This is a genomic window from Afipia sp. 1NLS2 (assembly GCF_000178995.1).
Classification (GTDB): Bacteria; Pseudomonadota; Alphaproteobacteria; order Rhizobiales; family Xanthobacteraceae; genus Afipia.
Map to the genome: position 1 here is coordinate 1,732,882 of NZ_ADVZ01000001.1, position 23,504 is coordinate 1,756,385.

22 protein-coding genes are annotated in these 23,504 nt (G+C 62.9%); 6 read left to right on the forward strand and 16 right to left on the reverse strand.

The features are described from left to right. Window positions 1-4: 4 nt before the first annotated feature. The 8 genes from AFIDRAFT_RS08525 to murJ form a co-directional block, all read right to left on the reverse strand. On the reverse strand, window positions 5-1,063 hold the full coding sequence (locus AFIDRAFT_RS08525; RefSeq protein WP_009338805.1) for a PhoH family protein: 1,059 nt from the start codon (window positions 1,061-1,063) through the stop codon (window positions 5-7). Next, the gene (gene miaB / locus AFIDRAFT_RS08530; protein ID WP_009338806.1) at window positions 1,056-2,486 is read right to left on the reverse strand and encodes a tRNA (N6-isopentenyl adenosine(37)-C2)-methylthiotransferase MiaB; all 1,431 of its coding nucleotides are present in this window, start codon (window positions 2,484-2,486) and stop codon (window positions 1,056-1,058) included. Before miaB ends, AFIDRAFT_RS08525 begins: the two co-directional genes overlap by 8 nt. 130 nt (window positions 2,487-2,616) lie before the next feature. After that, the gene (locus tag AFIDRAFT_RS08535; RefSeq protein ID WP_009338807.1) at window positions 2,617-3,066 is read right to left on the reverse strand and encodes a Fur family transcriptional regulator; all 450 of its coding nucleotides are present in this window, start codon (window positions 3,064-3,066) and stop codon (window positions 2,617-2,619) included. 24 nt (window positions 3,067-3,090) lie between these two features. Beyond that, window positions 3,091-3,591: a ribosomal protein S18-alanine N-acetyltransferase gene (gene rimI, locus AFIDRAFT_RS08540; RefSeq protein ID WP_009338808.1), complete on the reverse strand. Its 501-nt coding sequence runs from the start codon at window positions 3,589-3,591 to the stop codon at window positions 3,091-3,093. Then, window positions 3,591-4,268: a tRNA (adenosine(37)-N6)-threonylcarbamoyltransferase complex dimerization subunit type 1 TsaB gene (gene tsaB / locus AFIDRAFT_RS08545; protein ID WP_009338809.1), complete on the reverse strand. Its 678-nt coding sequence runs from the start codon at window positions 4,266-4,268 to the stop codon at window positions 3,591-3,593. Before tsaB ends, rimI begins: the two co-directional genes overlap by 1 nt. 140 nt (window positions 4,269-4,408) lie before the next feature. Beyond that, window positions 4,409-4,972, reverse strand: a complete 564-nt coding sequence (locus AFIDRAFT_RS08550; RefSeq protein ID WP_009338811.1) for a NifU family protein — start codon at window positions 4,970-4,972, stop codon at window positions 4,409-4,411. Window positions 4,973-5,140: 168 nt separating this feature from the next. After that, window positions 5,141-6,178, reverse strand: a complete 1,038-nt coding sequence (gene trpS / locus AFIDRAFT_RS08555; RefSeq protein ID WP_009338813.1) for a tryptophan--tRNA ligase — start codon at window positions 6,176-6,178, stop codon at window positions 5,141-5,143. Between the two features lie 51 nt (window positions 6,179-6,229). Further along, a complete protein-coding gene (gene murJ / locus AFIDRAFT_RS08560) occupies window positions 6,230-7,789 on the reverse strand; it encodes a murein biosynthesis integral membrane protein MurJ (protein WP_009338815.1) in 1,560 nt (519 codons plus the stop codon). A gap of 161 nt (window positions 7,790-7,950) precedes the next feature. Between murJ and AFIDRAFT_RS08565 the strand changes: the two genes are divergently transcribed. Both AFIDRAFT_RS08565 and AFIDRAFT_RS08570 read left to right on the forward strand, forming a co-directional pair. Further along, window positions 7,951-8,952: an adenosine kinase gene (locus AFIDRAFT_RS08565; RefSeq protein ID WP_009338817.1), complete on the forward strand. Its 1,002-nt coding sequence runs from the start codon at window positions 7,951-7,953 to the stop codon at window positions 8,950-8,952. A 145-nt stretch (window positions 8,953-9,097) separates the two neighbouring features. Continuing rightward, window positions 9,098-9,427 carry a hypothetical protein gene (locus AFIDRAFT_RS08570; RefSeq protein ID WP_009338819.1) on the forward strand — a complete coding sequence of 110 codons (330 nt, stop codon included), beginning with the start codon at window positions 9,098-9,100 and terminating at the stop codon, window positions 9,425-9,427. A gap of 19 nt (window positions 9,428-9,446) precedes the next feature. On the opposite strand, the gene AFIDRAFT_RS08575 is transcribed toward AFIDRAFT_RS08570, so the two are convergent. Together AFIDRAFT_RS08575 and AFIDRAFT_RS08580 are read right to left on the reverse strand one after the other, a co-directional pair. Next, a complete protein-coding gene (locus AFIDRAFT_RS08575; protein ID WP_009338820.1) occupies window positions 9,447-10,835 on the reverse strand; it encodes a malonyl-CoA decarboxylase in 1,389 nt (462 codons plus the stop codon). A 37-nt stretch (window positions 10,836-10,872) separates the two neighbouring features. Further along, window positions 10,873-11,790, reverse strand: a complete 918-nt coding sequence (locus tag AFIDRAFT_RS08580) for a pirin family protein (protein ID WP_009338823.1) — start codon at window positions 11,788-11,790, stop codon at window positions 10,873-10,875. Between the two features lie 232 nt (window positions 11,791-12,022). On the opposite strand from AFIDRAFT_RS08580, the gene AFIDRAFT_RS08585 reads away from it, so the two are divergent. Continuing rightward, entirely contained in the window at window positions 12,023-12,766 is a 744-nt protein-coding gene (locus tag AFIDRAFT_RS08585) for a bestrophin-like domain (RefSeq protein ID WP_009338826.1), read from the forward strand. A 13-nt stretch (window positions 12,767-12,779) separates the two neighbouring features. On the opposite strand, the gene gyrB is transcribed toward AFIDRAFT_RS08585, so the two are convergent. The 5 genes from gyrB to rpsT all read right to left on the reverse strand — a co-directional run bounded on the left by gyrB (window position 12,780) and on the right by rpsT (window position 20,956). Further along, on the reverse strand, window positions 12,780-15,209 hold the full coding sequence (gene gyrB / locus AFIDRAFT_RS08590) for a DNA topoisomerase (ATP-hydrolyzing) subunit B (RefSeq protein ID WP_009338827.1): 2,430 nt from the start codon (window positions 15,207-15,209) through the stop codon (window positions 12,780-12,782). 238 nt (window positions 15,210-15,447) lie between these two features. Next, a complete protein-coding gene (recF, locus tag AFIDRAFT_RS08595) occupies window positions 15,448-16,587 on the reverse strand; it encodes a DNA replication/repair protein RecF (protein WP_040297923.1) in 1,140 nt (379 codons plus the stop codon). Window positions 16,588-16,751: 164 nt separating this feature from the next. Beyond that, complete coding sequence (gene dnaN, locus AFIDRAFT_RS08600) at window positions 16,752-17,870, reverse strand: DNA polymerase III subunit beta (protein WP_009338831.1); 1,119 nt, start codon at window positions 17,868-17,870, stop codon at window positions 16,752-16,754. A gap of 172 nt (window positions 17,871-18,042) precedes the next feature. Continuing rightward, window positions 18,043-19,476, reverse strand: coding sequence for a chromosomal replication initiator protein DnaA (gene dnaA / locus AFIDRAFT_RS08605; protein WP_009338833.1), 1,434 nt, complete (start codon window positions 19,474-19,476; stop codon window positions 18,043-18,045). A gap of 1,213 nt (window positions 19,477-20,689) precedes the next feature. Then, entirely contained in the window at window positions 20,690-20,956 is a 267-nt protein-coding gene (gene rpsT, locus AFIDRAFT_RS08610) for a 30S ribosomal protein S20 (protein WP_009338835.1), read from the reverse strand. Between the two features lie 314 nt (window positions 20,957-21,270). On the opposite strand from rpsT, the gene AFIDRAFT_RS08615 reads away from it, so the two are divergent. The 3 genes from AFIDRAFT_RS08615 to AFIDRAFT_RS08625 all read left to right on the forward strand — a co-directional run bounded on the left by AFIDRAFT_RS08615 (window position 21,271) and on the right by AFIDRAFT_RS08625 (window position 23,114). Then, on the forward strand, window positions 21,271-21,588 hold the full coding sequence (locus AFIDRAFT_RS08615) for a hypothetical protein (protein WP_009338837.1): 318 nt from the start codon (window positions 21,271-21,273) through the stop codon (window positions 21,586-21,588). A 66-nt stretch (window positions 21,589-21,654) separates the two neighbouring features. Continuing rightward, the gene (msrA, locus tag AFIDRAFT_RS08620) at window positions 21,655-22,311 is read left to right on the forward strand and encodes a peptide-methionine (S)-S-oxide reductase MsrA (protein ID WP_009338839.1); all 657 of its coding nucleotides are present in this window, start codon (window positions 21,655-21,657) and stop codon (window positions 22,309-22,311) included. A gap of 122 nt (window positions 22,312-22,433) precedes the next feature. Continuing rightward, window positions 22,434-23,114 carry a polysaccharide biosynthesis/export family protein gene (locus AFIDRAFT_RS08625; RefSeq protein WP_009338841.1) on the forward strand — a complete coding sequence of 227 codons (681 nt, stop codon included), beginning with the start codon at window positions 22,434-22,436 and terminating at the stop codon, window positions 23,112-23,114. Here AFIDRAFT_RS08625 and AFIDRAFT_RS08630 read toward each other — a convergent pair. After that, a complete protein-coding gene (locus AFIDRAFT_RS08630; protein WP_009338842.1) occupies window positions 23,111-23,482 on the reverse strand; it encodes a hypothetical protein in 372 nt (123 codons plus the stop codon). The genes AFIDRAFT_RS08625 and AFIDRAFT_RS08630 overlap by 4 nt on opposite strands. Window positions 23,483-23,504 lie beyond the last annotated feature (22 nt).

Sequence of the window (23,504 nt, forward strand, 5' to 3'; positions counted from 1 at the left end):
CGTCTCAGGCAGGCTTGGCCGGAGAGGCGGGGCGCGGCCCGCCTTCATAGGCAGCGACAATGCGCGCAACCAGTTCGTGACGGATCACGTCTTCGGCGGCGAACGTCACCTGCGCGATGCCTTCCACGCCGGACAGCAACCGTGAGGCTTCCGCGAGGCCGGATTGCTGGCCGTTCGGCAGATCGACCTGGCTCGGGTCGCCGGTGATGATCATGCGACTGTTTTCGCCAAGGCGCGTCAGAAACATCTTCATCTGCATCGACGTCGTGTTCTGCGCTTCGTCGAGAATGATCGCGGCGTTGGTCAGCGTGCGTCCGCGCATGAAGGCGAGCGGCGCGATTTCGATCTCTCCGCTTTGCAGTGCGCGCTCGACCACGCGCGAATCCATCAGGTCGTAAAGCGCGTCGTAAATCGGGCGCAGATATGGGTCGACCTTCTCGCGCATGTCGCCGGGCAGGAAGCCGAGCCGTTCGCCCGCCTCCACCGCAGGCCGCGACAGGATAATGCGATCGACTTCCTTGCGTTCGAACAGCTGGCAGGCCTGCGCCACCGCGAGCCAGGTCTTGCCGGTGCCGGCGGGGCCGATCCCGAACACGAGTTCGTTGCGCTTCAGCGCGCGGATATAGGCGTCCTGCGCGGCGGTACGGGCGCGGACCGGGCGCTTGCGCAGATTGATTTCCTCGAACGAAGTTTTCCCCGTGCGCGTCTCGAAATCGAACAGCGAGCCCTGCGCGAGGATGGCGCGGATCGCGCCCTCGACATCGCCATGGCTGATATCTGTCGCGGCGAGCGCCTGCTTGTAGAGCGTTTCGAGCACGCGCCGCGCCGCATCGCAGCCATCGCGTGAGCCCGCGATGGTGACGTGGTTGCCGCGTGAATCAGCGACCACGCCGAGGCGGCGTTCGATCAGCGCAAGGTGCTGGCCATAAGGTCCCACCAGCGCAGAGGCCGCACGGTTGTCGTCGAAGGCGACGACGATCTGTGTTTCCGGTGAGGAGGAGGGGTCGCGATCGGATTTGCGGCCGGGAGCGAGTGAAGGTGAATCCGCTGCGCTTTTAGGCAAAGGTTTCAGGCTCCGTTGCAGGGATTGAAATGGGTGCGCGGGGTGTATCCGTCGCATGCGTGGACGCAAGCCTGCCCTTGAGGCTGTAGCGCTCCAGACTGTCGATGGTGACCGGCAAAACCTGGCCGATGATGTCTGCCGGTGCCATCACATGCGCCGGTTGCAGATAAGCGGTGCGGCCGACGATCTGGCCCGGCTCGCGCGCCGCGCGTTCGAACAGCACCTCGACCGTCTGGCCGATGGCAGCCCTGTTGAAGCTCGCCTGCTGGGCGTCGATCAAGCCCTGGAGTCGTGCCAGGCGCTCGTCCATCACCGCTGCTGGAACCGCCAAGGCCGTGTCCGTCTCCTGCATGTCCGCCGCCGGAGTGCCCGGGCGGGGCGAATACTTGAACGAATAGGCGCCAGCGTAGCTGATTTGTGTGACGAGCGCGAGGGTGTCGGAAAAATCCTGTTCGGTTTCACCCGGAAATCCGACGATGAAATCCGATGAGAACGCGATCTTCGGGGACGCCTTTCGGAACCGCTCGATGGTGCGGATATAGTCAGCCGCGGCGTGTTTGCGGTTCATCGCCGCCAGAATCCGGTCGGAGCCGGATTGCACCGGCAAATGCACGAACGGCATCACGGCGGGAATGTCGCGGTGGGCCTCGATCAGTGAATCGTCCACATCGCGCGGGTGGCTGGTCGAATAACGCAGCCGCACGATGCCCGGAACGCTAGCGAGATGATGCAGCAGGCGGCCGAGCGACCATGCCTGTCCGCTCGCGCCTTCGCCGTGATAGGCGTTGACGTTCTGGCCGATCAGCGTGATCTCGCGCACGCCATTGTCCGCGAGGCGCTTCACGTCATCGACGATGGCGGCGACCGGCCGCGACACTTCCATGCCGCGCGTATAGGGCACGACGCAGAAGGTGCAGAATTTGTCGCAGCCTTCCTGCACCGTGACGAAGGACGAGATGCCGCGCGCGCGGATCGCCGCAGGCTTTGGCGCGGGGAGCGATGAGAATTTGTCTTGAATAGGAAATTCGGTTTCGATCGTGGGTGCGCCGGTGCGCGCCTTGGCCAGGAGTTTCGGCAGGTTGTGATAGCTCTGCGGACCGACCACCACGTCAACGGTCGAGGCGCGGCGGGTGATCTCCGCACCCTCGGCCTGCGCCACGCATCCGGCGACCGCGATCTTCATCTCGCGTCCCTCGCGCGCGGCCTCTTCCTTCATCACGCGCAGACGGCCGAGTTCGGAGAACACTTTCTCCGAGGCCTTCTCGCGAATGTGACAGGTGTTGAGGATGACGAGGTCGGCTTCATTGGCGTCCGCCGTCTCCACGAATCCCTCCGGCGCCAGCGTGTCCACCATGCGTTGCGCATCGTAGACGTTCATCTGGCAGCCGTAGGATTTGATGTGCAGCTTGCGCGGCGGCGTCATGAAAACCGGGTTGGTTGCGGCGGTGGCGGAAGGAGCAGGGCTCCTTTCGCGGCAAGCGCTTCAAATATAGCGGATCGGGACCCGAATCCAGCGATGAGAAGCCGCAAAACCTGCTGAAATTGATGGAAATTCAGCTTTTGTCGTCGTCGAGCGGGACGCAATATAGTTCCAGGCGGTGGTCCACCAGCCTGTAGCCGAGTTTCCGGGCGATCTCGGTCTGCAGCGTTTCGATCTGTTCGGACGTGAACTCGATCACCTTGCCGTCACGCAGGTTGATGAGATGGTCGTGATGGTTGTCCGGCACCTGCTCGTAGCGCGCGCGGCCCTCGCGGAAATCGTGACGTTCGATGATGCCGGCATCCTCGAACAGCTTGACGGTGCGGTACACCGTCGAGATCGAGATCTTGTCGTCGACCGCGACGCAGCGCCGGTACAATTCTTCCACGTCGGGGTGGTCGTTGGACTCCGCCAGGACGCGCGCGATCACGCGGCGCTGCTCGGTCATGCGCATGCCGGTTGCGGCACAGCGCGACTCGATGTCGGTCGATGTCGAAGCGGAAACGGGTTTCGCGATGGGCATGGACGCTATTTTGCCATTGTGGGGCTACGACGACAAGTCGCGACGCATCACGATGGCATTTAATTGAGCGCCGCTGTCATCTTTATAATAGCGCTCACGCCGGCCCACGGTGCCAAAACCTGCCCTCGCATACAGCGCACGCGCGGGCAGGTTGTTTTCCTCGACTTCGAGAAAAACTGTCCGGATACCGGTGCCCGCGAGGTAGCCGAGATGGGTCTGGACGAGCGGGCCGGACAGGCCGCGTCCGCGCATGTTGGGCGCAATCGCGACCGACAGAATTTCCGCCTCGTCCGCCGCCATGCGCGAGAGGATGAAGCCTGCAATGGTGCGGCCCATCCGCAGCCTGTGTGCGAGCACGCTGCGGTCGGCCAGCAACTGCTCGAACTCACCGACATCCCATCCACGATGAAAGGATGCCTTGTGCAGCCGCGCCAAGGCGGGCGCGTCGCGCAAATTTGCGGGCTCAACCGCTGCATCGCCGCGCGATAGAAAAAGCGACAGGAATTTTGAGACGAGGCCCGGCATCAGCGTTGCGCCAGTTCGGCCTTGGTCTTGGCGTCGGGCGCACGCAGGTAATAAGGCCGTGGCGGCGCTTCATCGGGGTCCACGCTGGCGCCGAGCCATGCGACCCATGCGATGTCCGGCGCAGCCTGCCGGTCGACTGATGCGGGCGGCTCGAATTCCGGGGGCCATTGCGCCGCGATCATGTCGGCCGCATCGCCGACAATATGCGCAGGACCGAAGCGCGCAGCGCGGAAAACGTCCTCAAGAGGCATGATGGCGGGTTTGATGAGGCTCGTGCCTTCGCCGGAAAAGACCTGGGCGTAGACATGGCCATGGCGGGCATCGATCGCCGCGATTACCGGCGTTTCGCTTTCCCCGTCGATCAGCGGCGCGGCATAGGCAGCGAGCGTGGTGATGCCGACCACGGGGCGGTTGGCCGCAAGGCCAAGCCCGCGACCTGCTGAAATGCCGACCCGAAGCCCGGTGAAGCTGCCGGGGCCGACCGTGACCGCGATCCGGTCGAGCGCGGAATAAGAAAGGCTGGCCGCCTTCATCACCTCGTCGATCATCGGCATCAGCGCTTCGGCGTGGCCACGCTTCATCGGCAGGCTCTGCCGCGCGCGGAAGGCTTCCGCATCGGTGTCGAGCACCGCGGCAGCGCAGGATTCCAGCGCGGTATCGATGGCGAGAACGAGCATGATCGGCGAATAAGGTTTTCGTGAAAGGGCGAAATCGCAGGCTTCAAAGCCTGCCGGGGTACGCAAGCATTCAGAAAAATAAATGGCCGGGTCAAGCCCGGCCATCGTCAAATCGTCACTCTCGCGCGTGCGAGGAAGACTTACATCGGCCTCACTTCGACAACGTCGGGCACGTAGTGCTTGAGCAGGTTCTGGATGCCGTGCTTCAGCGTCGCGGTCGAGGAGGGGCATCCCGAGCAGGAGCCCTTCATGTCGAGGAAAACGATGCCGTCCTTGAAGCCGCGGAAGGTGATGTCGCCGCCGTCGCTGGCGACCGCCGGGCGAACGCGGGTTTCCAGAATGTCCTTGATGATGCCGACAGTCTCGGCGTCGGCCTCGTTGAAGAATTCCTCGGCATGCGGTCCGGCATCCGGCTGCGCGCCGTCGGCAAGGATCGGCCCACCGGACATGTAGTGTTCCATGATGGTGCCGAGGATGGCGGGCTTGAGATGCTGCCAGTCGCCGTCGTCCTTGGTGACGGTGACGAAATCGGAACCGTAGAACACGCCGGTGACGCCGGGAATCTCGAACAGTTTCACCGCCAGTGGCGAGCGCGCGGCGCTGTCGCGGCTGGTGAATTCCATTGTGCCGCTGTCGAGCACGGTGCGGCCGGGCAGAAACTTCAGCGTGGCGGGATTGGGGGTAGTTTCGGTCTGGATAAACATGGGTGTCTCCAACGCATCGCCGGTTCAAGGCCGGCGCGATCGGGTTGCGGTGCCCTCTCCTAACAGATGGCGTTGTAAAAAGCACGATCAAGACGGCAACGCAGATGGCCGCCTTGAAATAAGGTCAGGAAGACAGGGGATTAGCGCCGAAATGCCGCAGTATTCGGGCTATTTCGGCTGCACGAAGCCGACGATGTCCTTCACGGCCTTCATGGTCTCGAAGGCGATGGCGCGCGCCCGTTCGGCGCCCTTCACCAGCACGGCATCGACGTGACCGGGGTCCTGCATCAGCCGCTTCATTTCCGCGCCGATCGGGCCGAGCTTGTCGACGGACAGATCGACCAGCGTCGACTTGAAGCCGGAGAATTGTCCGCCGCCGAATTCGCGCAGCACGTCGGCCTTGGTGCGGCCGGAGAGCGCAGCGTAGATGCCGACGAGATTGTCGGCTTCGGGACGCGACTTCAAACCGTCTTCCTCGGACGGCAGCGGCTCGGGATCGGTCTTGGCCTTGCGGATTTTCTGCGCGATGGCGTCGGCATCGTCGGTGAGGTTGATGCGCGAGTAATCCGACGGATCGGATTTCGACATTTTCTTCGAGCCGTCGCGCAGGCTCATCACGCGCGTCGCCGGGCCGGTGATCAGCGGCTCTGGTTGCGGGAAGAACTTCGGATCATAGCCCTTGGCGGCAATCGATTCCGAGAAATCGTTGTTGAACTTCTGCGCGATGTCGCGCGCCAGTTCGAGGTGCTGCTTCTGGTCCTCGCCGACCGGCACATGGGTCGCGCGATAGACGAGAATGTCCGCCGCCATCAGGTTCGGATAGGCGTACAGGCCGACGGATGCGTTCTCGCGGTCCTTGCCGGCCTTTTCCTTGAACTGGGTCATGCGGTTCAGCCAGCCGAGGCGGGCGACGCAATTGAGCACCCACGCCAGTTCGGCGTGTTCGGCCACCTGGCTCTGGTTGAAGACGATATGCTTGTCGGGATCGATGCCGCTGGCGAGAAACGCCGCCGTCACTTCGCGGATGTTGTGCGTCAGCTCAACCGGGTTCTGCCATACGGTGATCGCGTGCAGGTCCACCACGCAATAGATGCAGTTGTGGGTCTGCTGCAACTTCACGAAATTGACGATGGCGCCGAGATAGTTGCCGAGGTGCAGATTGCCCGTCGGCTGGACGCCCGAAAAAACCCGCTGAATCGCTGTCATGATATCGTTCCCGTGGAAGCGCCGCCTGAAGCCGCCGGCTGCTTCCGCCGCTCACTTGCCACGCGAGCCCCGGTCGCGCAAGTCGCCGAAAGCCTCGCCCCAGCTCACGACATCGAACAGGTCGAGCAGCAGGCCATAGAAAGAAATGCCGGCCGCGACCATGCCGCCAAGAATGGTGAGGCGGGGGAAGAACGGTGCATTCTCCGTCAGAGGTGCTACGAAATATTGCGAGGTGAAAAGCGTCAGTCCCATGACGGCGGCGCAGAGAGCGATGCGCGGCAGCCGCCTGCGCGCATCGTCATCAATGGAGAAGCCGAACGAGGATGCGCCGCGCCAGGTCAGGATCAGGGCGCAAACCCAGGCGCCGAGCGAGATGCTCGCGGCGATGCCGGAGACGCCGAAGCGATGATCGACGAGAAGACCCGCGATCACCGCGCTCGAGATGCCTGCGAGCGTTGCGAGAAGCGGCGTGCGCGTGTCCTCGCGCGCGAAAAAGGCCGGCGCCAAAACCTTCACCAGCACGTAGGCGGGAAGCCCTAGCGCCAGCACCGACAGCGCCTGCGCGGTCGCCACGGTGTCAGCGGCCGTGAACGCGCCGTGCTGGAACAGGATGCCGATGATCGGCTCGCTCAACAGGATCAGGCCAAGCGTGGCGGGCAGCACCAGCCCGACGGCGAGTTCGAGGCCGCGCGATTGCGCATGGGTGAGGGCAGAGCGGTCGTTGTTCTGGATCGCATGGGTGAACTCCGGCATCAGCACGGTGCCCATGGCGACGCCGACCATGCCGAGCGGCAGTTCGATCAGGCGGTTGGCGAAATAGAGCCACGATACCGCAGCAGGTGAACTGGATGCGATGATCGCGCCCGCGACGATCAGGAATTGCGGACCGGAATTGGCGATCATGCCAGGCACTGCCTTGCGGTAGAAGGCGCGGATCTGCGGATTGAAGGAGACGCGGATGGGTGCGGCAAGGCCGCTGCGCCATGGGCGGCGCTGGATCAGCACCAGCATCTGGAAGCATCCGGCGACACCGACCGCGCCTGCGATGATCGTGGCGGATGTCTGCGCATCATGATGCCATGCAAGCAGGGACAGGATGATGGCGATCATCATGATGTTGAACAGCACCGGCGAGAATGCGGTGAGCAGGAAACGCCGTTCGGCGTTGAGCACGCCCATCATCACCGTGATCGGACCGACGAAGGCGAAGTAAGGCATCATCAGCCGCGCATCGTCGATCGCGAGCTGCATGGTCTGGTGTCCGATGAAGCCCGGCGCCATCACCGCAATCACGATCGGCATCAACCCGGTGAACACCACGGCGATTCCGATCAGGATCAGGCAGAGGCTGCCCATGACTTGCCCCGCGAAAGCGGTGGCGGCGATCGCGCCCTCGCTGTCGCGCAGCCGCAGATAGATCGGCACCAGCGCAGCATTCAGCGAGCCCTCGGAGAGCGCGCGGCGAGCGACATTGATGAATTGCAGCGCGACCAGGAAGGCATCCGCCACCGGCCCCGCGCCAAGCAGAGCGGCGATCAGCGTGTCGCGGAGAAAGCCCAAGACCCGCGAGATCAGCGTTCCGGCGGAAACCGTGAGGATGTGGCGGATCATCGGTGTTTTGGCAAGGCTGGCTTGGAATGGGTCGAAGGTTCGGCTGCTTGCTGGCAGAGGGTTTGTCGTGATAGGTCGCGCTGGCGTTCAAACCGCCGCGAATACCCCCGCGTCTTACCAGCTTTAGCCGGTTTCGGCCTCATTCCGCAGGATTAATCTTAATGAACAGCGCCAAATACGATGTTCTTGGCATCGGCAACGCCCTTTTCGACATCCTGGTGCGGGTGGACGACAAGTTCCTGACCGACCACGGCATGACCAAGGGGGCGATGGCGCTGATCGACGAGGCCCGCGCTGCATCGATCTATGCGGACATGGGCCCAGCCACGGAGGTTTCCGGCGGCTCGGCGGCCAACACCATTGTCGGCATCGCCCAGCTTGGTGCGCGCGCGGCCTATGTCGGCAAGATCAAGGACGACCAGATCGGCCAGCTCTATGCGCACGACATCCGCAGCGCGGGTGTGGCGTTCGATACGGCGGCCGCAAAGGACGGACCAGCCACCGGCTGTTCCTACATTCTGGTCACGCCCGACGGTGAGCGCACCATGAACACCTATCTCGGCGCGGCGCAGGATTTGTCGGCGGCCGACATCGTCGAGGATGAGATAGCGGCGGCGTCCATCGTCTATCTCGAAGGCTATCTGTGGGACCCGAAGGACGCCAAGGATGCGTTCGTCAAGGCGTCGCAGATCGCGCACAAGCACGGCCGCAAGGTTGCGCTCACTCTTTCGGACGCGTTCTGCGTCGGCCGCTATCGCGACGAGTTCATCGGCCTGATGCGCGACAAGACGGTCGATCTGATTTTCGCCAACGAAGCGGAATTGCAATCGCTCTACGACACGCAAGATTTCGACGCGGCGCTCGCGCAGCTGCGCAACGATGCCGCGCTCGGTGTCGTCACGCGCAGCGAAAAGGGTTGCGTGGTCGCCGCCAAGGAAGGAGTCATCGCAGTCTCGGCTTTCCCCGCGAGGAATGTGGTCGACACTACCGGTGCGGGCGATCTGTTCGCCGCAGGCTTCCTGTTCGGGCTTGTTCGCGAGGCCGGCTATGAGCAGGCGGGACGGCTAGGCGCAATGGCAGCGGCGGAAGTGATCCAGCACATCGGCGCGCGGTCGCAGACGTCGCTGAAAGAACTCGCGCACAAGCACGGATTACCCGTGTAAGGGGGAACTTTTCTCTGATCACAAAAGCGCGAGTTCTTGAACAAAGTTCCCGCGACAACCATATCCGGAACGAATCGAACCTGGCGGACGTTGAACCGCGCTAATCGATACTGACCTGTTTTGAATTAACCTTTCCGAGGCGACGATGATTACCACTTGGGGCGAATGGAAGCGCTATCCGACGGCAGCGCGCGGTGACAAGCTTGAGGCACCGATCGGCCCCGGAATTTACGAAGTGCGCGTGGCTGCGACCGGCGCTTTGTTTGCTTTCGGCGCGGTAGATAACGTCGCCGAGGCGCTGGCGCGCGTGGGAATTCCTTCCCGCTCGTTGAAATCGTTTTTCATCCGGCGCGACACGATCGTGCTGCCGAATCTCGAATATCGCATCTGTGCGACCGACACCAAAGAAGCCGCGAAGATTGCGGCGGAGCGCATGATCGGTCGTCGCGAGGCCTATCTGTCGGGCGCCGCGTGAGCGCCTGACACGCACTGGGTCATGCCGCGCCGCTCAAACCGGAGTTGAAGCCGGTCTTGGCATGCAGCCTTTTGCGCACGACGGCTGACGCCGCGATCACGCCCTTCTCGACAAACGCTTCGTGATTGTCCTCGATGTCATCGAGGTCGTAGCAATAATTCACCATCAGCCCGTACGATTGCTTGAGACCCTTGGCTGATGTGTCGCCGAGATAATCGAGCTTCTCCAGCCGCGCGCCGTTGCCGAGATGGAAGCGCGCCACCGGATCGGCGACGCGGCCGCGCTTGTCCTTGGCTTCCAGAAAATAATAGGCCGCCGCCGCGAGCAGCACCGGCTTCACGCGCTCGGCAATTGCAGGATCGTTGATCCAGCCAGGCTGGTCGATGGCGGTGAGCACTTCCTTGTCGGCGGCGTCGAGCGCTGCCGAATTGTCCGCAGCTCGCTCGCGGGCGAGCCATGACGCGAAACCCGGCACCGGCGAGAGCGTCACGAAGGTGTTGAGGTTCGGCCACTCGCGCTTGAGATCTTCGACCACCTGCTTGATCAGGAAGTTGCCGAAGGAAATGCCGCCGAGACCGCGCTGGGTGTTCGAGATCGAATAGAACACGGCGGTGGTCGCCTGCTGCGGGTCGATCGGCGCGCGGGCTTCCTCGAGCAGCGGAGCGATGGCGCCGGGAATTTCCTTCGTCAGCGCGACCTCGACGAAGATCAGCGGTTCATCGACAAGCCGGGGGTGGAAGAAGCCATAGCAGCGCCGGTCCGGCGGTGCGAGACGGTTGCGCAGATCGTCCCAGTTCTTGATTGCGTGCACCGCCTCGTAGCGGATGATCTTTTCCAGGATGTTGGCGGGTGTGGTCCAGTCGATCCGGTGCAGCACCAGGAAGCCGCGATTGAACCATGATGCGAACAGATGGACAAAATCATTGTCGACGGGGCGCAGTTGCGGATGTTCGGCAAGATGCGTCAGGAGTTCCTCTCGCATCCGCACCAGCGCGGCGGTGCCGCCGGGCGCGAGGTTGAGGCGGCGGATCAATTCCTGCCGCCGGGGCTCGGCTGCGTCATGCAGGTCGCTGACGGCAGCGGGGCTCATGCCTTCGGCGCGGACCTTTTCGATCGCGCGCTCGATGGCCTCGCGCTCGGGACCGAACAGATCGGCCAGCGCATCGAGAAAGGCGAGACGCTGCTCGGGTGTCGCCGCTTCATAACCGGCGAGCAATGCCTGGGCGAGCGCGACGCCGGTTGCTTCGCCGCGGCGGGACAGCAAGGTTTCACCAAGCTCGGCGAGCTCGCCATCCGCGATGCGGTGCGGCGATGCTTGCGTCAACCCACGGATCAGGTCGCGTCCGCGATCGGTCAGGGTGCCGAGCAGGTTCGTAAGAAAGGCGCGGTCGAATGTCAGGCTTGGCATCGGTCAGACGTCTCCGCTCATGGGACTACAGGGATATTCATTCCGGCAGCGGAATGAATTCGGTCTCCTCGGGAACGTGCGCGAAACGGCCTGTCTTCCAGTCCTGCTTGGCCTGTTCGATCCGTTCTCGGTTCGAGGAGACGAAATTCCACCAGATGTAACGCGGCCCCTCCAGCGCGGTGCCACCCAGAAACATCATTTTTGTGGGCGTCACCGCCGTAATGGTGATGCAGTCGCCGGGGCGGAAGATCAGAAGCCGCGGCGCCTCATAATGCTCATTCGCGATCTCCACCTCGCCTTCGACGAGATAGACCGCGCGTTCCTCGTGGTCGGCGTCGAGCGGCGCGCGCGCTCCGGCATCGAGATTGACCTCGGCGTAAAACCACTCAGACGTCTGATCGACCGGCGACGCCGCACCAAACGCCTTGCCCGCGATGATGCGGGCTTTGAGCCCGGTGTCGCTGACGAGGGGCAGGCTGTCGGCGCTGTAATGCTGGAAAGACGGCGCGATTTCCTCGCGATCCATCGGCAGCGCGATCCAGCTTTGCAGGCCAAGCATTCTTTGCCCATTGGCGCGCGGCACGTCCGGCGTGCGTTCGGAGTGAGCAATGCCGCGGCCCGCGGTCATCAGGTTCATGGCGCCGGGCTTGATCTCCTGAATATTGCCCTCGCTGTCGCGGTGCATGATGCTGCCGTCGAACAAATAGGTGACGGTGGCAAGTCCGATATGCGGATGCGGACGTACATCCATGCCCTGGCCTGCGATGAATTGCACCGGGCCGAAATGATCGAAGAAGATGAAGGGGCCAACCATCTGCCGCTTGCCGTGCGGCAGCGCGCGGCGAACGGCAAAACCATCGCCGAGGTCGCGGGTGCGCGGCACGATCACGAGTTCGAGCGCATCGCAGGATTGCGGGTCGCCGAGGATCGGATCGTTGGACGGCATCCAACTCATCGTGGATCTCCCTGGACAAGGAAGTGCGATTATACATCGATCAGAACGAGGCGCGAGAGCGCGGCGGTTAGACTAAAGCCCGTACTGCCGACATCGCCATATCGTGAGGTCACGCAGGCACTTGTCGTGGCGAGGCAGGTAACTTGACCCGCCGCTCACGAGGCTGCTTGACATCGCACGGGCCGCCGCGGATCGTTCCATTTTTGCACATTCGTCCTTCTGAGGTGGCTCGATGTTCACCGGCGCGGGGTTTGTCGCTTTCTGCTGTATTTCCGGAGCCAGTCTGGCAGGTTTGTTGCTAAGCAAGAAATTGCCCGAGCGTTATCTCTCCGAACCGACGCACAAGACGGTCCAGCACACGATGGGTGCCGTCGGTCTCATGGCCGCACTTGTCATTGGATTTCTGGTCACGAATGCCAAGACCGATCTCGACAACAGCAGAAGGGCGATCGAGCAGTTCAGCACGAGCCTCAGATTGCTCGATTGCGAGGCGGTTCATTTCGGCTCGGAGGCTAAGCCGGTGCGCGAATTGCTGCGGGCCTTCACGGCAGCAAAAATTGTGCAGATATGGACGGCGGTCTCGCCGGATCATTCACGCAGCGTAACGACGCTGAACGAGATTCAGGATCGGCTGCGCAGCCTCGCGCCACAGGACGACGTCGGCCGGGAAGCCCGTGCGAGCGGTCTGCGCATGATCGAAGATCTGAAACAAAACAGCCGGCTGCTGGCCATTCAAATGGGCGCGCGCACTCCGCATTTTTTCCTGATCGTCGTGACATTCTGGTTGAGCGTGCTGTTTTTCAGCTACGCGGTCTACGCGCCACCAAATGCTGTCGTAGTCATCGCCTTTGCCGTTGCGGCATTCTCCATCGCGATGGCGGTCAACCTGATCGTCGATATGGAGCATCCGTTCGCGGGATACATCAAGGTTTCACCGGCGCCGATGTACGAGGCGCTGGAACAGATGAAGCCTTGATCCCGGTGGCGAATTAAACGTCCACGTTGGCGTCGAGCGAGTTGTCCTGAATGAACTCGCGGCGCGGCTCGACGATATCGCCCATCAGCTTGGTGAAGATGTCGTCGGCGGCATCCACCTCGCGGATTTTCACCTGCAGCAGCGAACGCGCGTTGGTATCGAGCGTGGTTTCCCATAACTGGTTGGGATTCATCTCGCCGAGGCCTTTATAGCGCTGGTAAGTGACGCCCTTGCGCCCTGCGTCGGTGACGGCCTCGAACAGGCTGACCGGGCCGTGGATCGCCGTTTCGGAATCCTTGCGGCGAAGCATGGCGCTGCGCGGATAGGCTTCCTGCAGCGAAGCCGCCAGATCGTCGATCCTGCGGGCTTCGGCGGAGGACAGAAGCGCGTCGTCGAGCACGGCAACTTCCTTGACGCCGCGCACCATACGCTCGAACGTGAAACCTTGGCCCTCGGTGAAGGTGCCGCTCCAGCCACGCTCGACTTCGTCCGCCAGCGCATCGAGGCGCTTGGCGATGTAGTCAGCGGCGGCGTTGGCGGTCTGCGGGTCGGCGGTGACGCGCGGGTTCAGTACGCCCGCGATCGCGGCCTGTTCGACGACGGCGCGATTGTAGCGCGAGTGGATGTTAGCGAGCAGCCCGCGGATGGTGCGGGCATCCTCCACCAGCGTTTGCAGGTCGCGGCCCTTGCGCTCCTCGCCTGTGGCGAGCTTGAGGATGCAATCGTCAAGGCCCGTCTCGATCAGATAATCCTCGAGCGCGCGCTCGTCCTTGAGATACTGCTCGGATTTGCCGCGCGTCACCTTGTAGAGCGGTGGCTGGGCGATGTAGAGATGCCCGCCCTCGATCAGCGACGGCATCTGGCGGAAAAAGAACGTCAGGAGCAGCGTGCGGATGTGGGCACCGTCGACGTCGGCGTCCGTCATCACGATGATCTTGTGATAGCGAAGCTTCGACAGGTCGAAATCGTCGCGGCCGATGCCGGTGCCGAGCGCGGTGATCAGCGTGCCGATCTGCTCGGAGGAGAGCATCTTGTCGAAGCGCGCGCGCTCGACGTTGAGGATCTTGCCGCGCAAGGGAAGAACAGCCTGGAATTCGCGGTTGCGGCCCTGCTTGGCGGAGCCACCGGCGGAATCGCCCTCGACGATGAACAGTTCGGACTTCGCCGGATCGCGCTCCTGGCAGTCGGCAAGCTTGCCAGGCAGCGAGGCGATGTCGAGCGCACCCTTGCGGCGGGTGAGATCGCGCGCCTTGCGCGCGGCTTCGCGCGCGGCGGCGGCTTCGATCACCTTGCCGACGATGGTCTTGGCCTCGGTGGGATGTTCCTCGAGCCAGGCGGAGAGCGAGGCGTTGAGCACGTTCTCGACCACCGGGCGAACTTCGGAGGAGACGAGCTTGTCCTTGGTCTGCGAGGAGAACTTAGGGTCCGGCACTTTCACCGACAGCACGGCGGTCAGGCCCTCGCGGCAATCGTCGCCGGTGAGCGAGATTTTTTCCTTCTTCGCCATGCCCTCGGCGTAGCCGGTGATCTGGCGCGTCAGCGCGCCGCGGAAACCGGCGAGATGCGTACCGCCGTCGCGCTGGGGGATGTTGTTGGTGAAGCAGAGCACGTTCTCGTGGTAGCTGTCGTTCCACCACATCGCGACTTCGACGCTGATGCCGTTCTGTTCGGCGCGCATCACGATCGGGGTGTCGACCACGGCCTTCTTGTTGCGGTCGAGGAATTTCACGAAGGCTTCGACGCCGCCCTCGTAATGCAACTCCTCGCGCCGCTCGACGGCGTGACGTTTGTCCGACAGCAGGATGTGGACACCGGAATTGAGGAAGGCGAGCTCGCGCAGGCGATGCTCCAGGGTGTCGAAATCGTAATCGGTGTGGGTGAAGGTCTCGGTCGATGCAAGGAACGTGACTTCCGTGCCGCGCTTGCCATTGGCATCGCCGACCACCACGAGCGGCGCCACCGCATCGCCGTGCTTGAACTCGATGTAGTGTTCCTTGTCGTTGCGCCAGATGCGCAAAGCGAGCTTGCTTGACAGCGCGTTGACAACCGAGACGCCGACGCCGTGCAAGCCGCCGGACACCTTGTAGGAGTTCTGGTCGAATTTTCCGCCTGCATGTAGCTGGGTCATGATGACCTCGGCTGCCGAGATGCCTTCGCCCTTGTGGATGTCGGTTGGGATGCCGCGGCCGTCATCGTACACGGTCACCGAATTGTCGGGGTTCAAAGTGACTTCGACGCGCGTAGCGTGACCGGCGAGCACTTCGTCGATGCCGTTGTCGACGACTTCGTAGACCATGTGATGCAGGCCGGAGCCGTCATCGGTGTCGCCGATATACATGCCGGGGCGTTTGCGGACCGCGTCGAGACCCTTCAGGACCCGGATCGATTCGGCGCCGTATTCGGCAGCCGGTTCGGAGGTCGACTTGCGGGCAGGTTCGCTCATGAGAAGCCTTTGCGGGATAAAGGATGCGCGCCTGAAAACTGAGGCTGCGAGCTGTTGATTTGTGGCACGAAACCGGGTCTGCGCCTAGGACAAAGTAGGTGCAACCAAGCTATTGAAAAAATAATGTTTTTTGACTGTTTTTCAAGGCTGCCGGCGGGCTTTTCGAGGGCTCGCAAAAAGCCTGATTCGCGCCCCTTTGAGAGGCTGTTTCGGAGGCGCAGAGAGACCGAAAACAGATCTACCGGGCTGGCTTGATCGCGCCATCCTCGACTTCGAATCGGTCTGCGCGTGTGCCTGCTTCCGTGAATGCGGCAGGGTCCGCGCCGGTCATCCAGACCTGCGCGCCGAGCGTTGCGAGTTCGTCGAACAGAGCGGCGCGGCGGCGCGGGTCGAGATGCGCCACAACTTCGTCGAGGAGAAGCAGCGGCACGATGCCGGTCATCTCGGCGACGAGGCTAGCGTGCGCGAGGATCAGGCCGATCAGCAGCGCCTTCTGTTCGCCGGTGGAGGCCTCCTTCGCGGGCATCTCTTTCGGCGCGTAGATCACATGCAGGTCGGTGAGGTGTGGTCCGTTCAGCGTGCGTCCGGCGGCAGCATCGAGCAGGCGGCTCTTGCGCAGGATATCGCGGTAGTGGTCCTCCACCGCTGTCGCCGGTTCGCTCATCAGCGCGTTTTCCATCCAGCCATCGAGTGTAATGCGCGCAGAAGGAAACGCCGAGGTCGCGCCGCGCGCGGCGAGCATCGCGGAGAGTCGTTGCAATGTGTGGCCGCGCTGGGCGGCGACGGCGACGGCAAGCTCGGCGGTTTCGCGCTCGATCGCCTCGCACCAGTGCGCATCGAAATTGCGGTCCTCCAAAAGGCGATTGCGCGAGCGCAACGAGCGCTCCAGCGCGGAAACGCGGCTGGAATGGTCCTTGTCGATCGCGAGCACGAGGCGGTCGAAGAGGCGCCTCCGTTCCGAGGCGGGGCCGGTGAACAGCCCGTCCATCGACGGCGTCAGCCACACCATGCGCAGATGCTCGCCGAAGGCGCTGGCGGAAGAAACCGCCTCGCGGTCGATGCGGATGCGGCGTTTGGCGCTCCCGTCTTCGCCCGTGGGCGCGTCGATCCCGGTGCCGAGTGTCGCAAGGCCGCCCGCGCCTTCGACTTCCGCCGACACGGCCCATGAGCCGTCGCCCGCGCGGTTGGCGATGTCCTCGAAGCGGGCGCGGCGCAGGCCGCGTCCTGGCGCCAGCAGCGAGATCGCCTCGAGGCAATTGGTTTTGCCCGCGCCGTTCGGCCCCACCAGCACCACGAGATCGCCACGCGTTGTCACGCTTGCCGCGCGATAGCTGCGGAATTGCGTGAGGCTGAGGCGCAGGATGCGGGAGGAGGTCATGAGGAATGTCATACGCGGGCTTGGCCCGCGTATCCATCGTCCGCGTTAGCGGACAATTCAGGATGCCCGGAGTTTCAAGCAATGGATTGCCGGGCGTAGGCGAGTGGAACGACGCCGTTCTTCAAACGGCTATGCCCGGCAATGACAGTCTGAAGTAAGGGACGTCACACCCGCATTGGCATCAGCACATAGAGCGCGTCGCGGTTGGCTTTGTCTTGCACCAGCGTCGGTGAGCCGGGGTCGGCGAGCTTGAGCACCGCGGCGTCGCCTTGGATCTGGGCGGCGATGTCGAGCAGGTAGCGCGAGTTGAAGCCGATATCGAGGGGATCGGAGGCATATTCGACTTCCAGTTCCTCGGTGGCGCTGCCGGAATCGGGATTGACGACCGACAGCACCAGCTTGCCTGCCGAGAGCGCGAGCTTCACGGCGCGGCCGCGCTCGCTTGAAATCGTGGAGACGCGATCGACGGCTGCCTCGAAATCGCGCTTGTCGACGATGAGTTCCTTCTCATTGTTCTGCGGAATGACGCGGCCGTAATCGGGAAAGGTGCCGTCGATCAGCTTCGAGGTCAGCACCACATTGGCAAGGGTGAAGCGGATCTTGCCCTGAGACAGTTCGATCGAAATTTCAGCCTCGTTGTCCTCGATCAGGCGCTGCACTTCGCCGACCGTCTTGCGCGGCACGATGACGCCGGGCATGCCGACGGCACTTTTCGGTAGCGGCAGGTCGAATTGCGCGAGGCGATGGCCATCGGTTGCGACCGCGCGCAACGTCTGTTCCTTGCCGGAGCCCGCGGCATGCAGATAGATGCCGTTGAGATAGTAGCGGGTTTCTTCCGTCGAGATCGCGAACTGGGTGCGGTCGATCAGGCGCTTCATGTCGGCGGCGGACAGCGTGAACGAATGGGTCATCTCGCCTGCGGCGAGGTCGGGGAAGTCGCTTTCCGGCAGGGTCTGCAAGGTGAAGCGCGAGCGTCCGGCGCGGATCGCGAGCACCGCGCGTTCGCCGTCGCTCTCCAGCACGATCTGCGAGCCGTCCGGCAATTTGCGCACGATGTCGTAGAACATGTGCGCGGGCACGGTGGTGGAGCCGCCGGTGGCGATCTCCGCTGGCAGGGTTTCGGTGACTTCGAGATCTAGGTCGGTCGCCTTCAGGCTCAGCCGGGCGTTGTCGGCGCGGATCAGGACGTTGCCGAGGATCGGGATTGTGTTGCGGCGTTCAACCACGCGATGGACGTGGCCCAGAGACTTCAACAGTTGCGCGCGCTCGACCGTAACTTTCATGACACTCCGCCTGCCATCGATCGTTGGGAAACCGGGCAGCCGCGAAGGCGCGCCGGTCATGACACCACGAAGGGGCAGGCGAGGCGCCCGGCCCCGTCGCGGGGCCGCTAAGGTGCCGTGATTGGGGGCGTTGTGCAAGAGAGGACAGGCCGTTTAACGGCCTGTTTCCTCGTTATTCCTGCAATTGCCGCTTGAGGAGTTCGACCTCGTCGGACAGCGCTACGTCCTTGGAGACGAGCGACTCGATCTTACGCACCGCATGCAGCACGGTGGTGTGGTCGCGGCCTCCAAACCGGCGTCCGATCTCCGGCAGCGAGCGCAGCGTCAGCGTTTTGGCGAGGTACATCGCCACTTGGCGCGGGCGCACCACATTGGCGGTGCGGCGCGAGGACAACAGGTCCGAGCGGCTGACATTGTACTGCCGCGCGACGACGCGCTGGATGTCCTCGATCTTGACCCGGCGCGGCTCCTGCGGACGGATCAGGTCGCGGACTTCACGCTCCGCCATCTCCAGCGTCACCGGCGTGGAGTTCAGCTTGGAGTGGGCGAGCAGGCGATTGATCGCGCCTTCGAGGTCGCGGCCGTTATGGGTGATAGCTTTGGCGAGATAATCGAGCACCGGCAGCGGTACATCGAAGCTCGCGTGATGGGCACGGGCGGCGGAGACGCGCGACTTGAGGATTTCGAGGCGCAATTCTTCGCCCAGTGCGCCCATCTCGACCACTAAGCCGCCTGCGAGGCGCGAGCGGACACGGTCGTCGAGGCTCTCCAGATCGGACGGCGGGCGGTCCGCCGCGATCACCACCTGACGTCCGGCGTCGATCAGCGCGTTGAGGGTGTGACAGAACTCGGCCTGGGTCGATTTGCCCTGCAAGAACTGCAGGTCGTCGATCACCAGCACGTCGATGCCGCGCAGCGCTTCCTTGAAGGCCAGCGCGGTCTGCGTTTTCAGCGCTGCGACAAAGCCGTACATGAATTTTTCCGCGGTCAGGTACAGCACCTTGCGGTCGGCTGAGTTGCCGGCCCAGGTCACCGCCTGCAGCAGATGGGTTTTGCCGAGGCCTACGCCCGCGTGGATGTAGAGCGGGTTGAACATCACGTTGTCGCCACGGCGGCCTTCGGCGACTTGACGCGCGGCGGCGAGCGCCAGCGTGTTGGAGCGGCCGCCGACGAAGGTCGCAAACGTCAGGCGCGGATCGAGCGGCGAACCGCCGAGCGCCTCATGGCTGGCCGACACCGGCACGGTCGCAACCGAGCGTAGCTCCGAAGGGCCGCGATGCTCGTGCTCGCTCAACCGTTCCTCGACGCTGGCCTTGGCATCCTTGGCCACGACGGGAGCGCGAACCGGCGTCCGCACGGTGAGATCCACGCGGCTCACCTCCGGCAGTTCGGCCTGCCAGCAGCTCAGCACGCGGTCGGCATAATGGGTCTGGATCCAGCTCTTGAGGAAGCGTGTCGGCACCGACAGATGCACGCTTTCTCCGCCAACGCGCTCAAGATCCATGCGCGCGAACCAGCTTGAATAAACGTCCTCTCCCACCGTCGAGCGCAGCCGCCCTTTTACGCGAGTCCAACGATCCTGTTCGATGCCTTCTGCGATTGCCATTTCGTTTGCTTTTCTGTTTGAAGTTTCTGGTTGGTTTGGCGGTTAATGCGTCTCCTTCCGCATCCCGTCACAGACAGCTTCCCGTTCGGTGCAAGCGCGCCGGTACGATCATTGGTCTGAGACGAGAGCGAAAAGGTTAGCGCGGATTTGGATGCGTACTGGGAGGCCGCAACACGCGATGGCGCAGGACGCGTGTGGGATGCCTTTCAGCCGGACCGACTTGCGTTGCGGAGTCTGCCGTTGCGGAGTGAAGGCCGAGAATGTCGAAAGACGTCTCGAAAGGCATAATTCTCCCCCCTCTCGCTACGTGGGCCGCAGCGAGCTTAAGTCATTTCAATTTTTAAATCGCGGCTGCCTGGCGCCCAACGCCTTCGCCGTCTTGTGACCCGCCTGCCCGTACCGTTCCTCTACATTCCCCAGCGTCAATGAAGGAGACTGCTCTGCGTTCCGGCTTTTCTCCCGTGCCTGTGACCCGGACGGGGAAGACGAATTCCGACATAGCAAGCCATTCTCACAAACTGTGTGAGTTTCCTTCTCCATCATCGCTGAGGAAGCGTCGCTAAACCTGCACTTTGATTTGCACGTCCGCCCTTGGCCTTTCGATCAAGGGACCTTGTTTCACCAAGGGCCATTCGATCCGATCAGCCGCGATGCGCCGCGACGAACTAAGAAATACACGAGGCTAAACTTCCCGCAATGGAATGATTTTTGGCGCGTGACGAAAAAATTTGAGCGTCAGCGGCACGGTGTTGGGGAGGGTCGCGATACGCATCGCCAACTTTTTGAATCTCCGGACAGATTCGTGAACGTCAGGCGTTGTCACAAAACTTGGGTACGCCAAAATAAATTCATAAATCATTTACGATTCACCAGAGCGGTGCGGCGCTTTCAAAGTGGTCTGTCACGCTATGCCGATAAGTGATTATCGAGTCGCGCTAATTTCTGTTCGTCGCAACAGGGTAGCTTTGGGTGCGCCGATGCGTGCGTGCGGCGTGGCTATTGACAGCGCGAAACCGCGCGGTGGCGCGATGCAGCGCGCAAGAGCGGCGTGTGAGTGGTTGCTTTTTTGCGGATGCCGTTGCGTACGATGTGACGTGCCGCCGCACAAGAATGGTTACGCGCGCATGGTGCGGCGCGATCCCAAAAACAAAAGGCCCGGCATTGCCGGGCCTTCAATGCATCCTGCGGGAGCAGGGATGATGGACTTGATCGTTTACTTGGCGAGCTTGGCGATCTGCGCGGTGAGGCGCGACACCTTCCGGCTCGCATTGTTCTTGTGAATGATGTTGCGCTGAGCGGCGCGCATGAGCTGAGGCTCGGCCTGCTTCATCGCCTCGAGGGCAGCAGTGCGGTCGCCCTTCTCGATCGCAGCCTCGACCGAACGAACCGATCCGCGCATCTGGGTGCGGCGGGATTTGTTGATCGCAGTGCGGCGGGCAATCTTGCGGGTCGCCTTCTTGGCGGAGGTGGTATTGGCCATGGTCTCTTTGCGTCCTTCGGCGGCACTCCGTTTAAAGAGGCCGGGCTGGTCGTGCTCGGCCACACGGCCGATGCGATAATGATGATGTTCCGCGTCCCGGAGCCTGCGCCTGTCAGAGAATGAGGGCGCGCCTCAAAGAACAGCGGCGGCCGGATTTCTCCGCCGCCAATTGGGCCTCCTTATAAGGGGGCGGCTTTCGACCGTCAACGACTTCCCCGGCCAGGGAATGGCCCGGATTCGAGGGAAACTGGGCGGATTCGGTTGAATTTTACGGCTTTGCCCGGTATTGCCGCTTCGTCTGGCAAGGGGGACTCATGTTCCGCGGTCTGTTTCGCCTCATTGGCCTGCTGCTGCTGGCGGGGGCTTTCATCTTCCTGGTTTATGACGGCGCACGTTCGATCGCTGACCAGACCCTGCGTCTGACCCGCCTCGGCGACTTCTGGAATGACATCAATCAGGCGAGCCAGCGGGCCTTTCAGGCGAAGGTCGAGGACACCTCGATGTTCCTGTGGGACCATGTTGTGAAGGTCGTGCTGCATCAGCCGACCTGCGTGGTGCTGGGCGTCCTCGGCATCGCGCTTCTGGTGCTGTGCCGCCCGGCCAAGCCGCTGATCGGCTATGGGCGGGACTAAGCGGGCGTAACCTTTCGCGGTCGCCTGCGTAGTACCTATATCCTCGTCACAGCGCAGGAGACCGCCATGTTCTTTGCCCGCAAGCCGCTCACCGTTCCGACCACCGCCGAGGCGCTGCCTGGACGGCCCGACCCGATCCCGACCGCAAGGTCCCATTTCGTCAACGGGCATGCGTTGAAAGGGCCTTATCCCGCGGGCATGGAAACCGCCGTGTTCGGGCTTGGCTGCTTCTGGGGTGCGGAGCGCAAGTTCTGGCAACTCGGCGATGCCGTGTACGTCACTGCAGTTGGCTACGCCGGAGGTGTCACGCCCAACCCGACCTATGAGGAAGCGTGCAGCGGCCTGACCGGGCACACCGAAGCGGTGCTCGTGGTGTTCGATCCGGCCAAAATCTCCTACGAGACGCTTCTGAAGACGTTCTGGGAAAGCCACGATCCGACGCAGGGCATGCGGCAGGGCAATGACATCGGCACCCAGTATCGCTCGGCGATTTACACGACGAGCGAGGCGCAGATGAAGGCAGCCTTGGCCTCGAAGGCGGCCTACGAGAAGGCGCTTGCGGAGAAGGGCTATGCTGCGATCTCCACTGAGGTCGCGCCGCTGGAGTATTTCTATTTTGCCGAGGACTATCATCAGCAATACCTCGCCAAGAATCCGGGCGGCTATTGCGGCCTTGGCGGTACCGGCGTGTCCTGCCAGATCGGTACCGGCGTCAATGCTTGAATGAAAAGGCGCTTTCCCTGCCGGGGAAGCGCCGATCCCGCGCCACTTACCCTTTGTTAACCATAAGTGCTGCACACCGGAGCAAACCCCTTTCTTGAGAAAGGGCAAGCCCGGAGCGTTTGGTGCGGCCGTCTCGCGTGTCACTGATTGTCGTCACCCTGATTGCGCTCGCGATGTCGGGCTGCATGCGTGCCTCTGCGCCGCCTGCCGTTGCGCCGCGCGCCGATCTCGATGCGCTGATCTACAAGACCGCGTCCTGCACGGCCGAGCGCTGTGCACCCGTGGTGGTACCGGCGAACGCCGCGATCCCTGCGAATGTCGCCAATGCCTATGCCGCGACGGAAGGCCCATACCGGCTTGATGCTGGCGACAAACTGCGCATCGTCGTCTTTGGTCAGGAAGGACTGACCAACACCTATGCGGTCGATGCCGGCGGCTCGATCACGATGCCATTGATCGGCGGCGTGCGTGCGAAGGGATTATCGCCGGCCGAACTCGCGGGCGTGATAACCGCGCGCCTCAAGCACGGCTATATCCGCGAGCCTTATGTGGCGGTGGAGATCGAGGCCTACCGGCCGTTCTTTATCCTCGGTGAAGTCACGGCACCGGGCCAGTATCCTTACGTGCCGAACATGACGGCGGAAAGCGCGGTGGCGATCGCAGGCGGTTTTACGCCGCGCGCGCAGCGGCAGGACGTCAAGCTGACACGGACCTATCCGGCGGGTCCTGTGACCACCACAGTGCCGCTCGCAACCACACTCAAGCCCGGCGATACCATTCTCGTCGGCGAGCGCTGGTTTTAGAACATCGGCGATCGACCAAGCCAGCTGCGGCTCCAGTCGCCCTTCCATCCGGTGAGGCGGCCATGGCGGAATTGCAGATAAAGCGGGTCCTTGCGAAACAGGAAGCCGTCGCCGTTGACCATGCGGATGACGGCGAAGGTCTCGTTGCCCGGCGATCCGCTCACATAAGTCAGCGGTGCGCCGAGTGCCGCCGCCGCGCTCTCAGCATCCATCCCGAAGGCAAGCGGCGTGGTGTTCGACAGCGTCGAGGTGAAGGGGGACCGCACGGTGTCCTGCGCCATCGCGGATGAGGACAATGCGGCGCTTGTCACGAGCGCGAGGCAAGACGCAAATGTTGCGGATCTAATGCTGAGGGCGGCTTTGATCATGCTGCGATTGTTGCATTCCCGC

What these genes read in the sequence shown, in the direction of transcription:
- miaB (WP_009338806.1), bottom strand. Translation starts at nt 2,486, where the DNA reads ATGACGCCGCCGCGCAAGCTGCACATCAAATCCTACGGCTGCCAGATG.
- AFIDRAFT_RS08535 (WP_009338807.1), bottom strand. Translation starts at nt 3,066, where the DNA reads ATGCCCATCGCGAAACCCGTTTCCGCTTCGACATCGACCGACATCGAG.
- rimI (WP_009338808.1), bottom strand. Translation starts at nt 3,591, where the DNA reads ATGCCGGGCCTCGTCTCAAAATTCCTGTCGCTTTTTCTATCGCGCGGC.
- tsaB (WP_009338809.1), bottom strand. Translation starts at nt 4,268, where the DNA reads ATGCTCGTTCTCGCCATCGATACCGCGCTGGAATCCTGCGCTGCCGCG.
- AFIDRAFT_RS08550 (WP_009338811.1), bottom strand. Translation starts at nt 4,972, where the DNA reads ATGTTTATCCAGACCGAAACTACCCCCAATCCCGCCACGCTGAAGTTT.
- trpS (WP_009338813.1), bottom strand. Translation starts at nt 6,178, where the DNA reads ATGACAGCGATTCAGCGGGTTTTTTCGGGCGTCCAGCCGACGGGCAAT.
- murJ (WP_009338815.1), bottom strand. Translation starts at nt 7,789, where the DNA reads ATGATCCGCCACATCCTCACGGTTTCCGCCGGAACGCTGATCTCGCGG.
- AFIDRAFT_RS08565 (WP_009338817.1), top strand. Translation starts at nt 7,951, where the DNA reads ATGAACAGCGCCAAATACGATGTTCTTGGCATCGGCAACGCCCTTTTC.
- AFIDRAFT_RS08570 (WP_009338819.1), top strand. Translation starts at nt 9,098, where the DNA reads ATGATTACCACTTGGGGCGAATGGAAGCGCTATCCGACGGCAGCGCGC.
- AFIDRAFT_RS08575 (WP_009338820.1), bottom strand. Translation starts at nt 10,835, where the DNA reads ATGCCAAGCCTGACATTCGACCGCGCCTTTCTTACGAACCTGCTCGGC.
- AFIDRAFT_RS08580 (WP_009338823.1), bottom strand. Translation starts at nt 11,790, where the DNA reads ATGAGTTGGATGCCGTCCAACGATCCGATCCTCGGCGACCCGCAATCC.
- AFIDRAFT_RS08585 (WP_009338826.1), top strand. Translation starts at nt 12,023, where the DNA reads ATGTTCACCGGCGCGGGGTTTGTCGCTTTCTGCTGTATTTCCGGAGCC.
- gyrB (WP_009338827.1), bottom strand. Translation starts at nt 15,209, where the DNA reads ATGAGCGAACCTGCCCGCAAGTCGACCTCCGAACCGGCTGCCGAATAC.
- recF (WP_040297923.1), bottom strand. Translation starts at nt 16,587, where the DNA reads ATGACCTCCTCCCGCATCCTGCGCCTCAGCCTCACGCAATTCCGCAGC.
- dnaN (WP_009338831.1), bottom strand. Translation starts at nt 17,870, where the DNA reads ATGAAAGTTACGGTCGAGCGCGCGCAACTGTTGAAGTCTCTGGGCCAC.
- dnaA (WP_009338833.1), bottom strand. Translation starts at nt 19,476, where the DNA reads ATGGCAATCGCAGAAGGCATCGAACAGGATCGTTGGACTCGCGTAAAA.
- rpsT (WP_009338835.1), bottom strand. Translation starts at nt 20,956, where the DNA reads ATGGCCAATACCACCTCCGCCAAGAAGGCGACCCGCAAGATTGCCCGC.
- AFIDRAFT_RS08615 (WP_009338837.1), top strand. Translation starts at nt 21,271, where the DNA reads ATGTTCCGCGGTCTGTTTCGCCTCATTGGCCTGCTGCTGCTGGCGGGG.
- msrA (WP_009338839.1), top strand. Translation starts at nt 21,655, where the DNA reads ATGTTCTTTGCCCGCAAGCCGCTCACCGTTCCGACCACCGCCGAGGCG.
- AFIDRAFT_RS08630 (WP_009338842.1), bottom strand. Translation starts at nt 23,482, where the DNA reads ATGATCAAAGCCGCCCTCAGCATTAGATCCGCAACATTTGCGTCTTGC.